Origin of the sequence: Streptomyces sp. NBC_01294, from assembly GCF_035917235.1 — a bacterium.
GTDB classification, from domain to species: domain Bacteria; phylum Actinomycetota; class Actinomycetes; order Streptomycetales; family Streptomycetaceae; genus Streptomyces; species Streptomyces caledonius.
The window spans coordinates 7,035,322-7,048,694 of sequence record NZ_CP108423.1 but is presented as its reverse complement, the minus strand read 5'-3'; the positions used below and the strand labels follow the sequence as shown (position 1 = coordinate 7,048,694).

Below are 13,373 nucleotides of genomic sequence, written 5' to 3'. Positions count from 1 at the left end.
GGGTCACTTCCCGGAGAGCAGGTCGAGGCCGCCGCGCCGGCCGAACAGGCGCGGGATGGCGAGCGCGAGGACGATGAGTCCGATGGAGCCGGCCAGCATCAGGGTGCCGACGGCGTTGATGGTGGGCTGGACGCCGAACCTGATCGCCGAGTAGATGCGGACGGACAGCGGCTGCGGATCGACGCCCGTGGTGAAGTACGCGAGGACGAAGTCGTCGAAGACCAGGGCGAAGATCAGCACGCCGGCCGCGAGGATGCTCGGCAGCAGCGCGGGCAGGGTCACCAGGCGCAGGGCCTGCCGGCGGGTGGCGCCGAGGTCCATCGCGGCCTCCTCGACCTCCGGGTTGAGGGCGGCGATGCGCGAGCGCAGGATGACCGTCACGTAGGAGATGGAGAAGGTGATCTCGGCGAGCATCACGGTGGTGGTGGACAGGGTGATGCCGAGGCCCTTGAAGAGCAGCATCGCCGCGACGCCGGTGACGATCTCGGGAGTGATCAGCGGGACGAGCATGACCAGGCCCGCGAAGGATCCGAGGCGGCCCCGGTTGCGGACGACGCCCAGGGCCAGGGCCACGCCGAGGACGAGCGAGCCGGCCATGGCGGCCAGGGACACCTGCAGGCTCATGCCGAGCGAGTCGATCAGTACGTCGTCGCGCAGGAACGCCTGGTACCAGCGGAGGCTGACGCCCTCGAAGACGGTCAGGGACTTCTGCGCGTTGAAGGAGAACAGGACGACGACGCCGACGGGGAGGTAGAGCAGGGCGAAGAAGACCGCGGTGACGGCGATGGCGAAACGGGGCCGGCGCTCGGCTCCGCGGCGGCGGCGCGGGCGGGGTTGGGGGTGGGATGGGGAGTGGGGGTGGCGACGTGACTGGAGGCGCGGGAGTCGGAAGCGGGGGCGCGGCAGTCGGCCGGCCGGCCGGGGCCGCTCCGCGCCGGAGGGCCCGGGCGCAGGGCCTGCGGTCGTACTGCTCTGCTGTTGCAGGTCCGCGCGGGGCTCCGGGCGCAGGGTCATCGGGCCGCCTCCGCCTCGTCCTTGCGGGTGCGCCGCAGGTAGCCGAGCATCCCCAGCAGCAGGACCGCCATCAGCAGCATGGTCAGGGCCGAGCCGAGCGGCCAGTTCTGGCCCTGGAAGAACTTGTCCTGAATCAGGTTGCCGATCATGATCTGGTCGGGGCCTCCCATGAGCTGGGCGCTGACGAAGTCGCCCATGGCGGGCAGGAACACGAGGACGCAGCCGGCGGCCGCGCCCTGCCGGGTGGCGGGGACGGTGACGAAGAAGAAGGTGCGCAGGGGGCCGCCGTAGAGGTCGCGTCCCGCCTCGATGAGGGAGGTGTCCATGCGCTCCATGGCCGCGTACAGCGGGATGATCATGAAGACGATGAAGCCGTAGACGAGCCCGGCGATGACACCCGGGCCGGTCTGCAGGATCTTGGTGCCTTCGTCGGCAATGCCGAGCGTGCGCAGGGCCTTCAGCAGCGGCCCGTCGTCGGAGAGGACGACGGACCAGCCGTACATCCGCACCAGGTAGTTGGCGAAGAACGGTACGACGATCGCGGCGATCAGCACGTTCTTGAAGCGTCCGCCGCGCAGGGCGATGGCGTAGGCGACGGGGTAGGCCACGGCCAGGCAGATGAGGCAGGTGATCAGCGCGTAGCCGAGGGAGCGCAGCAGGACGGTGCGGTAGGCCGGGTCCGCCAGTGCGGCGAAGTTGTCGAAGTTGAGCCCGAAGCGCGGGTTGCCCAGTGGGTCGGTGGTACCGAACGCGAGGGTGGCCACCAGGAGGAGGGAGGCGAGGAGGAAGCCGGTCATCCAGAGGGTGCCGGGGAGCATGAGCCAGGTCCACAGCCGCGCTCCCGACGCGGCATGTCCCCGGCGCGGACGGGCCGCCCGGGATCGATCGCGTCCTGCCATGTCAGCCGGCCTTCACATCGGTCCAGGCGGCGTCGCGGTGTCGTTCGCCCTCCGCGGTGCCGTTGCGGAAGTAGCGGTCGTCCCTGAGGTCGTCCGCGGTCACCAGGCACTGGGGGAACGGCTCCACGAGCGCCGTGTAGGTGTCCTCGCTGCCGCGGACCGGCATCGGATAGCCGATGTACTCGACGTTCTTCTTCACGTTCTCCGGACGGAGCATGTAGTCGATGAAGAGCATCGCGGTACCGGGGTGCTGCGCGTTGGCGGGTATGGCGTAGCAGTCGGAGTTGACCGGAGCGCCCTCCCGGGCCACTTCGAAGCCGAAGACGGCGGGGTCCTCCGCCTGGGCGAGCATGGCGGCCATGTCCCCGCTCCACGCCTGGGTCATGTCGGCGTTTCCGTTGAGCAGGTTGTTGTAACTGTCGCTGGAGAAGCCGCGCAGCCGGGGGCGCAGCGAGCGCAGGGTCTCGGTGACACGGGCGAGGTCGCCCGGATCGCCCGTGGTGACGTCGAGACCGAGCTTGAGCGCGCCCATGCCGAGGACCTCGTCGCGGTCGTCGAGGACGAAGACCTTGCCCTTGGCCTGGGCGTTCCACAGGTCGTCCCAGGAGCCGGTCAGGTCGCCGAGCCGGTCCCTGCGCCAGCCGATGCCGGTCTTGTACATGGTGAAGGGGACGGTGTGCCGGGACCCGGGGTCGTACCAGGGGTCGGCAAAGTAGTCGTAACCGCCGAACACGGACTCGGCGTTCTTCAGGCGGGTGTGGTCGATCGCGCGCAGCCGGCCTCCGGCGGCGAGCCGCTGCGACCACTTCGCGGTGGGGAAGATGATGTCGTAGCGGTTTCCGGCGTTGAGCTTGGCGGCCATGCCTTCCATGGAGTCGAAGTTCGACTGGACGACCTTGACGCCGTACTCCTTCTCGAAGCCTTCGAAGACGGCCGGGGCGACGAAGTCGGCCCAGTTGAAGTAGACGAGGTCGCCGTCGACCTTGACGTCGATGGGCGGCTGCGCGGCCGCTTGGCCGGCCGGGTCGTCATCGGATGCGAATCCGCAGCCGGCGGCCGCGAGGCCGAGGGCGGTGGCGGTGCCGGCGCGGAGGAACGAGCGCCTGGACAGGGGGATTGCCTCGGGGGACATCGGGGTCCTCTCCGTAGGAGCCGCGGGGGGGGGAAGGGAGGGGGGAAAGAGGGCGGAGCGAGGAGGGCGGGGACGACGGAAGCGGACGGTGGGGGGCGGGCCGCGGCCGTGTCGCCGTGCGGTCGTGCGGTTCGTGCGGTTCATGCGGTCGTGCGGTTCATGCGGTTCATGCGGTTCATGCGGTTCGTGCGCTGCTGCCTACGTGCCGGTGCGGACGGATGGCTCGTCAGCGGGAGAAAACGCCACGGGCCGGCCGCCCCTGCGGGAGCGGTTCAGCTCTGCGCCGTGTCGAGGTCGGCCCGGATCCGGCCGGCGAACCAGCCGACCGCCGACTCCCGACGGGAGAGGGGGCCGGGCTCGAAGCCCGGGGTGGAGAGCCCCTTCTGCACGCGGGCGACCAGTTCGGCGTCCTCGTCGTTGGTGATCCAGCCGATGTGGATGTTCAGGCGCCGGGCGAGCCGGGTGCGCAGGCCCGTACCGCGCCGGGTGTAGAACGCCCCGGGTACGGCCACGCGGTCCACCGCCGTCGGGATCGCGGTCCAGGCCAGCACGTGGTCGGGGTAGAAGTCGATGAGGGTGTTCGGGTAGATCACCGCGTACCGCCAGACCCGCCGGTCGGCCTCGGTGAGGCCGGGCATGGGAGCGGCGATGCGCTGGTAGAGGCGTTCGGCCCAGTTCGAGGACGGCTTGTCCCGCAGGGGCGAGGCGAACAGTGCGTAGGACTCCTCGATGTCGCAGGTGTAGCCCTGGTAGTCGAGCAGGCGCATCAGTCCGGGATGGGCCACCGGGACGTGGTAGCCCTCCAGGTAGTTGTCGACCGCCACCTTCCAGTTGGCCTCCTGCACTTCGGCGCCGGCCAGGTCGTGGATGCGGCTGCGGCCGACCGGCACCAGGTCGGCCCCGGCGTAGTGCCCGACCGCTTCGGCGAGCCCGGCGCACTGCTTGGCGAGCGGTACGGCGTCCGGGTCGAGGTTGACGAAGACGAAGCCGAGGAAGGATTCGACGCGGGCCGGGAACAGGCCGAGCCCGGGCTTGTCGAGGCAGGGGATCTGCCGGGCCTCCGGGGCGCCGACCAGGCTCCCGTCGAGGCGGTAGGTCCAGCCGTGGTACGGGCAGCGGATCGCCTTGCCGGCCGGTTCGGGCGTGGTGACCAGGCGGGTTCCGCGGTGCCGGCAGACGTTGAGGTGGGCGGCCAGGGAGCCGTCCTCGGTGCGGACGACCAGTACCTCGCGGTCGGCGACCGTGGCGGCGAGCCGGGCTCCCGGATTCGGCAGGTCGGACTCGTGGCAGACGACCTGCCAGGACTTGGCGAAGACCTGCCGCATCTCGGCGGCGGCCGTGTCGGGATCGGTGTAGTAGCGGGCTGACAGCGCGGGCCCGGGGGCGTCCCGGACCGGCTGGTCGGTGGCGGTTTCAGGGGCTCTGGAGTGCATCGGGTGACTCCTCCGTGCCGGCTGTGCGGCGGTCGGTGTCGGCGATGGATGTCGAGACGACCCAGCGACGGGCAGCCGGCCGGGACGGACGCCGGGGCCTTGCTGACCGATTGGACAGTCAGATTGCTGGCTAATTTCCGCTGGGTCAAGACTTGTACGCTGACCGATCGGTCAGCTAGCGTCATTCTCGTCGCTGCACCGACGTTTCTCCAGTTCTGGGCCTTTTGTCGGGCCGATGCAGCCCCGCCGCCCGGGCACCCCGTCCGGGCCCGCACCCCTCGATCCCTTGCCGCGCGCCACCGGAGTCCCCCGGCGGCGAGCCCCGGGCATCCCCTCCCCCGCCCTCGGCTCCCGTCACCGGCCCGGCCGGTCACGGCATCCCACCCCTCCCGGAGGCACGCATGAGCGGTCGTCGGCGTCTGGACTGGCTCGGGCTCACCCCCGAGCCCGAGCGGGAACTGCCCGCGGCGGTCGCCGCCCTGCGCGCCTCGTCGCACGGGTCGGCCGAGTCGGCCACCTCAGCTGATCCGGCTGGGCTGGCCGATCCGGCCGATCCAGCCGACCCGGCCGAGCTGGCGGCCGCCGAGCGGGGCCGCGTGGAGCGCCTGATCCTGCGCGGCAGCCGCCGCAGCTGGCTCCGCTACCTGGCCGAGGTCACCGAGCTGGTGACCGCCGCGGCCGCCGGGCCGGAACGGGGCGACCGCGCGGCCGCCCTGCTCGCCGGCGAGGTGGTCCTCGACCACCACCGCATGCTCATCGGCCTCCCCGGAACGGAGTACGGCCGTACCGCCGACGACCGTGCCGCGCTCGAAAGCGCGGTACGGACCCTGCGGACCCCCACCCCGACCACCCCGACCACCCCGACCACCCCGACCACCTCGACCACCTCGACCGCCCCAAGCACCCCAGACACCCCAAGCGCCCCGGACACCCCGACCACCCGGGCCGCCCCGACCACCACCCGCACCGTCCGGACCGCTCCGACCCCCCGCACCGCCGGGACCGCCCGGCCAGGAGACAGCCGATGACCACGATCCGATTCCCGACGGCGCAGCCGCTGCCGGACTCCGTGCTCGGAGCGGCGCCCCACCTCGCGGAAAGCGCCGAGGCGTACCGCGCCACCGGCGGCTACGCCGGCACCACCCGCCCGGACGACCTCCTGCACCACCTCGCCGCATCCGGGCTGCGCGGTCGCGGCGGGGCCGGCTTCCCGGTCGCCGTCAAGCTGCGCGCCGTCCGCGACCGCGGCGGCGCCCCGGTGGTGGTGGCGAACGGCGAGGAGGGCGAGCCGGGCTCGGTCAAGGACCGCTGGCTGCTGCGCGCCCGGCCCCACCTCGTCCTCGACGGCCTCGCCCGCGCCGCCGCGGTCACCGGCGCCGTACGCGGCTACGTCTACCTCTCGGACCCGGTGGCGGGCGACCGCATCCGCCGGGCCCTCGCCGAACTGCAGCCGCACCTGCCCGTGGAGGTCGTCGAGACCGCCCACACCTACGTCGCCGGTGAGGAGAGCGCGGTCGTCCGCCGGATCGACGGCGGACCGGCCCTGCCCACCGCCAAGCCGCCCCGCCCCTTCGAGCGGGGGGTCGGCGGCGCGCCGACCCTGGTCTCCAACGTCGAGACCCTCGCCCGTATCGCCCTCACCGCATCACACCCCGATCTGCGGCAGCGGATCGCCCGCTCCACCCTGGTGACGCTGTCCGGCGGGAGCGCGGCTCCCGTCCTGACCGAAGTCCCCTACGGAGTCCCCCTGCGCACCCTGGCGGCGGTCCTCGGCACCCCCGACACGGCCGGGGCCCTCATGGGCGGGCTGTTCGGCGGACTCGTCGACGCCCGCGTCCTGGACCTCCCCCTCGACCCCGACGCACTCGCGTCGGCGGGCACCGCGCTGGGCTGCGGAGCGATCCGCTTCCTCGCCGCCGGATCCTGCCCGGTCACGGCCGCCGCCGACGCGGTCGGCCACCTCGCGGCCGAGAGCGCACGTCAGTGCGGTGTCTGCGTGTCGGGTACGGCGGCGGTCCGTGACGCCGTGTACGCGCTCGCCGCGGGCACGGCCGGGCCCGACGTCCCGGCCCACCTGGACCGGTGGTCGCGGGGCCTGCCCGGGCGCGGCGCGTGCGGGCTGCTCGACGCCGCCGCGGGCACCGCCGGCAGCCTCCTGCGCACCTTCCCCGAGCTCGTCCGGTCCCACCTCGGCGGGCCCTGTCCCACCTGCGCCGCCGCCCCGCCCTCGGGGGGTTCCGGACGCCTTGCCGTGGCCGTACCGGACGTCGCCGACGCGCCCCCGCCCCGTACCCGTACCCCGTTGCCCGTGCTGAGAGGAACACCGTGAAACTCCTGCTGGATTCCACCCGCTGCCAGGGTTACGGGCTGTGCCAGGAACACGCACCCGCCCTGGTCGAACTCGACGAGTGGGGCTACGCGAAGGTCATCGCCGTCGCCGTCCCGCCCGGCACCGAGGAATCGGCGCGCGCCTGCGCCGAAAGCTGCCCCAACTCCGCACTCCGAGTGGAGAAGTGACATGGGACGCGATCTGACCGCTCTCTTCGACCCCGGTTCCGTCGCCGTCGTCGGCGCCAGCGACGACCCGGCCAAGTACGGGCACGCGGTGGCCTCCCAGGCGCTGCGCGCCGACGGGCGGCGCCCGGTGCACCTGGTGAACCGGCGCGGCGGCACCGTCCTCGGCCGGCCTGCCGCCCCGTCCCTCGCCGCGATCGGCGAACCCGTCGAGCTCGTGGTGATCTCCGTCCCCGGCGACGGTTTCGAGGCCGCCGTCGAGGACGCCCTGGCCTGCGGGGCGAAGGCGATCGTCGGGATCACCGCCGGCTTCGCCGAGGCCGGGCCGGCGGGACTCGCCCGGCAACGCGCGGTCGTCGCCCGCGTCCAGGAGGCCGGAGCCGTCCTCGTCGGGCCCAACTGCCTGGGCATCGCCGACAACACGACCGAGCTCTACCTCGCCTCGGACCGCTTCGCACCCGGCGGTGTCGCCCTGCTGAGCCAAAGCGGCAACCTCGCCCTCGAACTCCAGCTCCGCGGAGCCCCGCACGGCCTGGGCTTCTCCCGGTTCGTCTCGCTCGGCAACCAGGCGGACGTCACCCTCGTCGACCTCGTCGAGGACTGCGCCCGCCACGAGCCCACCACGGCGATCGCGGTGTACGCCGAGGACTTCGGCGACGGCAGGGCCTTCGCCCGGGCCGCCGCCGCGGCGGGCAAGCCAGTGGTCCTGCTGACCGCCGGGCGGGGCTCCGCGTCCGCCCGCAGCGCGCAGTCGCACACCGGGGCGCTCACCACCTCGGCCGACGTGGTGGCCGCCGCCTGCCGCGACGCGGGCGTCGAACTGGTGCGCACGCCGCGGGAGATGACGGTGGTACTGGCCGCCGTGAGCGCCCGGCCGGGGCCGCGTGCGCAGGGTGGCCGGACGGCGGTCTTCACCGACGGCGGCGGCCACGGCGCGATCGCGGCCGACGCCGCCGAGGACGCCGGGCTCGACGTGCCGGAACTCGGCGCGGCGACGCAGGAGCGGCTGCGGACCGTGCTGTGGCGGCAGTCCGCGGTCGGCAATCCGGTCGACCTGGCCGGGATGGGCGAGCAGCAGCCCCTGTCGTACGCCGACACGGTGGCGGAACTGCTCGCCGCCGACGAGGTCGACGCCGTCCTGATGACGGGCTACTTCGGCGGCTACGCGGCCTCCGACGGCGGCCTCGGCGGCGGACCGGCCGGCGGCTCCGTGCTCGCGGAGGGCGAGACACGGGCCGCCGAGAAGATCGTCACCCACCTGGCGGCCACCCCGAAGCCCCTGGTCGTGCAGTCGATGTATCCGCAGTCTCCGAGCTGCCGGGTGCTGGCCGAAGCGGGGGTTCCGGTGTTCGCCGCCACCGAGGACGCCGCCCGCGCGCTGTCGGCGATGACGGGCCGGGCGGCGGGCGGCACACCGGCGGTCCCGGCGCTGCCGTCCGCCGCCGCGCCCCTGCGGGACGCCGGGTACCACGGGGTGCGCGGCCTGCTCGGCGCCGCCGGCGTGCCGTTCCCGGCCGCCCGGGAGGTCACCGACGAGGCCGGACTGCTCGCCGCGGCCGCCGATTTCGACGGTCCGTACGTACTGAAGGCCCTGCACCTGCTGCACAAGTCCGACGCGGGCGGCGTCGCGCTGCGCCTGGCCGACCGGGACGCGCTGCTCGCCGCGTACCGGGACATGCACGCCCGGCTCGGCGCCCCCGCCTACTCGGTCGAGGCGATGGCCGACCTCTCGGACGGCATCGAGCTGATCGTCGGTGTGAACCGCGACCCGCGGTTCGGGCCGGTGGCCATGGTCGGGCTCGGCGGCGTCCTCACCGAGACCCTGCGCGACGTCGCCTTCGCTCTCGCGCCCGTACCGGCCCGGCGGGCCGAGGAGTTGCTGCGGGGGCTGCGGACCGCCGCACTGCTGGCGGGCGTACGCGGGCGGCCGGCGGTCGACGTGGCCGCCGCGGCCGCCGTGATCGAACGCATCACGGCCGTCGCCGCCGCGCATCCGGAGATCGCCGAACTGGAGGTCAACCCCCTGCTGGTGCGCCCGGACGGCGCCCTGGCCCTGGACGCACGGGCCGTCCTGGGCTGACCCCGGCACCGACCCCGGCCCCGGCCCGCAACCCGCCCGTACCGCCTCCGTCCGTACCGCCTCCGTCCGTTTCCCGTCCGTCCGTTTCCCGTCCGTCCGTTTCCCTTCCGTCCGCACCACTCGCGTCCAACGGAGCACACCATGGACTTCCGCTACACACCCGAGCAGGCCGACCTCAAGGCCCGCGCCGCCGCCTACACGCGGCTCCTGATGAGGTACGAGGACCAGTCCGAGGAGGCCGGCGGTCCGCTGCCCGCCGGCACGGTCCGCGACATGACCCGCGCCGCCATCGAGGCGGGCGTCTACGCGATCAACATGCCCGCCGAGTGGGGCGGGGCCGGCCTGTCCCTGCTCGACCAGGTCATCGTCGAGGAGGAGTTCGGGAAGGTCACCAACTGCCTCTGGGACATCCCCTGGCGGCCCGCGAACGTCCTGGCGTACGGCACCGAGGCGCAGCGGGAGAAGTACCTGCTCCCCGTCATCCGGGGCGAGCGGTTCGACGCGTTCGCGGTCACCGAACCCGGTGCGGGCTCCGACCCCGGCTCGTGCACCAGCACGGCGACCCGGACCGACGGCGGCTGGCTCGTGAGCGGCGAGAAGTGGTTCGTGACCTGCGGCGACATCGCCGACTTCCTGCTGGTGCAGGCCGATGCGGGCCCGGAGCGGGCCGCGACCCTGTTCTTCGTGGACAAGCAGGCGCCCGGTGTCGAGATGACGCGGGTCCCGCGGTTCATGCACTCCGCGGTGAACGGGCACCCCGAGTTCACGTTCACCGATGTCTTCGTCCCCGACGAGGACGTGCTCGGCGGTGTCGGCAACGGCTACGAGCTGACGAAGGAGTGGTTCACCGACGAGCGGCTGATGATCGCCGCCCGGACCGTCGGCGCCGCCGAACGGGCCTTGGAGCTCGCCCGCGACTGGGCGGTCCGGCGCCGTCAGTTCGGCTCCCCCATCGCCGACTTCCAGCTGATCCAGGGCATGCTCGCCGACTGCGCCGTCGACATCGCCGTCAACCGCGCCTACACCCACCAGGTCGCCTGGGAGGCCGACCAGCCGCACACCGACCGCAAGACCCTGCACGCCAAGGCGTCGACGGCGAAGCTCGCGGCGAGCGAGGCCGCCGGACGGGTCGTCGACCGGTGCGTGCAGATCTTCGGCGGCCGCGGCTACGACCGCTCGTACCCGGTCGAGCGCATGTACCGGGAACTGCGCGTCGACCGGATCTGGGAGGGCACCTCCGAGATCCAGCGCCTGATCATCGCCAACGAGCTCGTCAAGCGCGGCACCCGGGCCCTCGCCCTGCCCGGCTCCTGACGCCCGCCGCCACCACCGACCCCCGCACCACACCCCGTACCGCACCTGCGATCACAAGGACCGACAGACATGGACTTCCGTCTCACCGCCCGGCAGGAAGAGCTCAGGGACTCGGCGCGCGCGCTCACCGAGTTCATCACGAAGTACGAGCTCGACTGCGAGGAGAACAACGGTCTGCCCCCGCAGGCCCACACCGAGATCCGCGACGCCGTCCTCGACAGCGGCCTGCAGGCCGTCAACATGCCCGCGGAGTGGGGCGGCGCCGGCCTCACCATCCTGGAGCAGGTGACGGTCCAGGCGGAGCTCGGGCGGCTCACCGGCGCCCTGTGGGACATGGTGTGGCGTCCGGCGAACGCGCTGTCCTTCTGCACGCCGGAACAGCGCGAGCGCTACCTCGTCCCGGTGATCCGGGGCCGGCGCCGGGACTGCTACGCGGTGAGCGAGCCCGAGGCCGGTTCCGACCCGCAGAGCCTGCGGACCACGGCGACGCGGACCGACCGCGGCTGGGTGCTGAACGGCGAGAAGTGGTTCGTCACCGTCGGGGACCACGCCGACTTCATGATCGTGCTCGCCGCCGCCGGGGAGGAGGGGGCGCCGACCCTGTTCCTCGTCGACAAGGACACCCCGGGCATCGAGATGACCCGGGTGCCCCGCTGGATGCACACGTTCGTCTACGAGCACCCCGAGTTCACCTTCACCGACGTGCACGTCGGTGAGGACGCCGTGCTCGGGGAGGTCGGCAACGGCTACGACATCACCCGGTCCTGGTTCACCGAGGAACGGCTGATGATCGCCGCGCGGACGATCGGCGCGGCGGAGCGGGCCCTGGAGCTCGCCCGCGACTGGGCGGTCGAGCGCCGCCAGTTCGGCTCCCCCATCGCCGACTTCCAGCTGATCCAGGGCATGCTCGCCGACTGCGCCGTCGACATCGCCGTCAACCGCGCCTACACCCACCAGGTCGCCTGGGAGGTCGACGAGGGCGCGGTCGACCGCAAGACGCTGCACGCCAAGGCGGCCATCGCCAAGCTGTCGGCGAGCGAGGCGTCCGGCCGGGTCATCGACCGCTGCCTGCAGATCTTCGGCGGCCGCGGCTACGACCGCTCGTACCCCGTCGAGCGGCTCTACCGCGAACTGCGCGTCGACCGGATCTGGGAGGGCACCTCCGAGATCCAGCGCCTGATCATCGCGGGCGAACTCGTCAAGCGCGGCACGGGCGTTCTGCACATGCCGTCCTCCGTGTGACCCGTACCGTCCCGGCGGTCCGGGCCCCGGCCCCGCGGCCCGGACCGCCACCAACACCAGCACCAGCACGCCACCGTCCGTACGAGAAGCGTCCGGAGCAGTCCGGCACATGGAGGGAGAACCGATGACCGATGTCGAACGGGTCGGGATCGTGGGATGCGGTCTGATGGGATCCGGCATCGCCGAGGTCTGCGCCCTCGCCGAACGGGACGTCGTGGTGGTGGAGTCGAGCCGGGCGGCCGCGGACGCCGGCCTGGAGCGGATCACCCGCTCCCTGGCACGTGCCGCGGCCGCCGGGAAGCTGACCGCGGCCCAACGCGACACCGCGGTGGGCCGGATCGCGATGAGCACGGACCTGTCCCGGATGGCCGACCGGGACCTCGTCGTCGAAGCGGTGGCCGAGGACGAGCGGGCCAAGCTGGAGGTCTTCGCCCGGCTCGACCGGACGGTGGAGCGCCGGGACGCGGTACTGGCGACGAACACCTCCTCCATCCCGGTCATCCGGCTGGCCGCGGCGACCTCCCGGCCGCAGCAGGTGGTCGGGCTCCACTTCTTCAACCCCGTCCCGGTGCTCCCCCTGGTCGAGCTGGTGCCGTCCCTGCTCACCGGCGAGGAGACCGTCCGGCGCGCGCGGGACTTCGCCTCCGAGGTCCTGGGCAAGCGGGTCGTCCGCGCCCAGGACCGGGCGGGGTTCATCGTGAACGCGCTCCTGGTGCCGTACCTGCTGGCCGCGGTGCGGATGGCGGAGTCCGGGGCCGCGTCGGCCGAGGACATCGACCAGGGGATGACCCTGGGCTGCGCCCACCCGCTCGGTCCGCTGGCCCTGGCCGACCTCATCGGGCTGGACACCGTCCAGGCCATCGCCCGGTCGATGTACGCGGAGTACCGGGAGCCGTTGTACGCCCCGCCGCCGCTGCTGGCCCGGATGGTCGACGCGGGCCTGCTCGGCAGCAAGACGGGCCGGGGCTTCCACACGTATCCCTGACCTCCGTGGTCCGACGGCCGGAGCCCGGGAGCCGGATGCGCGAGGATGGTGGTGCGGCGGGCCCGGCCGCCGGACCCTTCCACCCACCGAACGACCACCACCCGCCCACCCGACCCAACGGGCGCCGACACGGGGAGCAGCCAGACGTGACCAAGGCCGAGCAGGCACTCGAAACGCGTGAGCGCATCCTCACCGCCGCATGCGAAGTGATCGCCGACATCGGCTTCGAGCACGTCAGCATGCGCAAGGTCGCCGAGCACGCCGGCGTCTCGAAGGCCCTGCTGCACTACCACTTCGACACCCGGGAGAAGCTCTTCGCCGAGGCGATGACGCATTCCTTCGCCAAGACCGGTACGGACACCGGCAGCGACTCCGACGCCGACCCGGCCGCGGTCGTCCTGGCCCGCATCGTGAACAGCATGCTGCCGACCGACGAGGAGCTGCGCCAGGACTGGAAGCTCTGGCAGGAGCTGTGGGTGCGCGCGCTGCGCGACGGCACGGCCCGGCACCTTGCCGTCGACCTGTACGACCAGCTGCACGCATGGGTCGGCGGAACCGTGGAACGGGGCATCGCCTCGGGCGAGTTCACCGACTGCGACGTCGCCGCGCTCGGCACCCTGGTGCTGGCCCTGTGCGACGGACTCGGCATCCGCCTGATGCTGGAGGACCCCCGGGTCGACCTGGCCACGGCCCGGTCGACGGTCTGGCGGGCGATCGCGCCCTCCCTGGGGATCGCCCCGGACTTCCCGGAGGTCTGACG

The 13,373-nt window shown here is 73.0% G+C and carries 12 protein-coding genes; 8 read left to right on the top strand and 4 right to left on the bottom strand.

The features are described 5' to 3' along the window. Positions 1-3 precede the first annotated feature (3 nt). From OG534_RS31905 to OG534_RS31890, 4 genes are all read right to left on the bottom strand, one after another. Positions 4-1,014, bottom strand: a complete 1,011-nt coding sequence (locus OG534_RS31905) for an ABC transporter permease (protein ID WP_326592656.1) — start codon at positions 1,012-1,014, stop codon at positions 4-6. After that, positions 1,011-1,832 carry an ABC transporter permease gene (locus OG534_RS31900; RefSeq protein ID WP_326592655.1) on the bottom strand — a complete coding sequence of 274 codons (822 nt, stop codon included), beginning with the start codon at positions 1,830-1,832 and terminating at the stop codon, positions 1,011-1,013. The genes OG534_RS31905 and OG534_RS31900 overlap by 4 nt, the downstream gene beginning before the upstream one ends. An 82-nt stretch (positions 1,833-1,914) precedes the next feature. After that, complete coding sequence (locus OG534_RS31895) at positions 1,915-3,045, bottom strand: polyamine ABC transporter substrate-binding protein (RefSeq protein ID WP_326592653.1); 1,131 nt, start codon at positions 3,043-3,045, stop codon at positions 1,915-1,917. Between the two features lie 272 nt (positions 3,046-3,317). Beyond that, complete coding sequence (locus OG534_RS31890; protein WP_326592651.1) at positions 3,318-4,478, bottom strand: aromatic ring-hydroxylating oxygenase subunit alpha; 1,161 nt, start codon at positions 4,476-4,478, stop codon at positions 3,318-3,320. A 401-nt stretch (positions 4,479-4,879) separates the two neighbouring features. Here OG534_RS31890 and OG534_RS31885 point away from each other — a divergent pair, with 401 nt between their 5' ends. The 8 genes from OG534_RS31885 (at position 4,880) to OG534_RS31850 (ending at position 13,371) form a co-directional block, all read left to right on the top strand. Next, complete coding sequence (locus OG534_RS31885; protein ID WP_326592649.1) at positions 4,880-5,506, top strand: hypothetical protein; 627 nt, start codon at positions 4,880-4,882, stop codon at positions 5,504-5,506. Continuing rightward, a complete protein-coding gene (locus OG534_RS31880; RefSeq protein WP_326592647.1) occupies positions 5,503-6,807 on the top strand; it encodes an NADH-ubiquinone oxidoreductase-F iron-sulfur binding region domain-containing protein in 1,305 nt (434 codons plus the stop codon). Before OG534_RS31885 ends, OG534_RS31880 begins: the two co-directional genes overlap by 4 nt. Beyond that, positions 6,804-6,995: a ferredoxin gene (locus tag OG534_RS31875; RefSeq protein WP_326592645.1), complete on the top strand. Its 192-nt coding sequence runs from the start codon at positions 6,804-6,806 to the stop codon at positions 6,993-6,995. Before OG534_RS31880 ends, OG534_RS31875 begins: the two co-directional genes overlap by 4 nt. 1 nt (position 6,996) lies before the next feature. Continuing rightward, on the top strand, positions 6,997-9,072 hold the full coding sequence (locus OG534_RS31870) for an acetate--CoA ligase family protein (RefSeq protein WP_326592644.1): 2,076 nt from the start codon (positions 6,997-6,999) through the stop codon (positions 9,070-9,072). A 141-nt stretch (positions 9,073-9,213) separates the two neighbouring features. Continuing rightward, positions 9,214-10,386 (top strand): acyl-CoA dehydrogenase family protein, encoded by a 1,173-nt coding sequence (locus OG534_RS31865; protein WP_326592642.1) that lies wholly within the window; start codon positions 9,214-9,216, stop codon positions 10,384-10,386. A gap of 69 nt (positions 10,387-10,455) precedes the next feature. Further along, positions 10,456-11,628, top strand: coding sequence for an acyl-CoA dehydrogenase family protein (locus tag OG534_RS31860; RefSeq protein ID WP_326592641.1), 1,173 nt, complete (start codon positions 10,456-10,458; stop codon positions 11,626-11,628). A gap of 124 nt (positions 11,629-11,752) precedes the next feature. After that, the gene (locus tag OG534_RS31855) at positions 11,753-12,613 is read left to right on the top strand and encodes a 3-hydroxybutyryl-CoA dehydrogenase (protein WP_326592640.1); all 861 of its coding nucleotides are present in this window, start codon (positions 11,753-11,755) and stop codon (positions 12,611-12,613) included. 146 nt (positions 12,614-12,759) lie between these two features. Then, a complete protein-coding gene (locus OG534_RS31850) occupies positions 12,760-13,371 on the top strand; it encodes a TetR/AcrR family transcriptional regulator (protein WP_326592639.1) in 612 nt (203 codons plus the stop codon). The last annotated feature ends 2 nt before the right edge of the window (positions 13,372-13,373 follow it).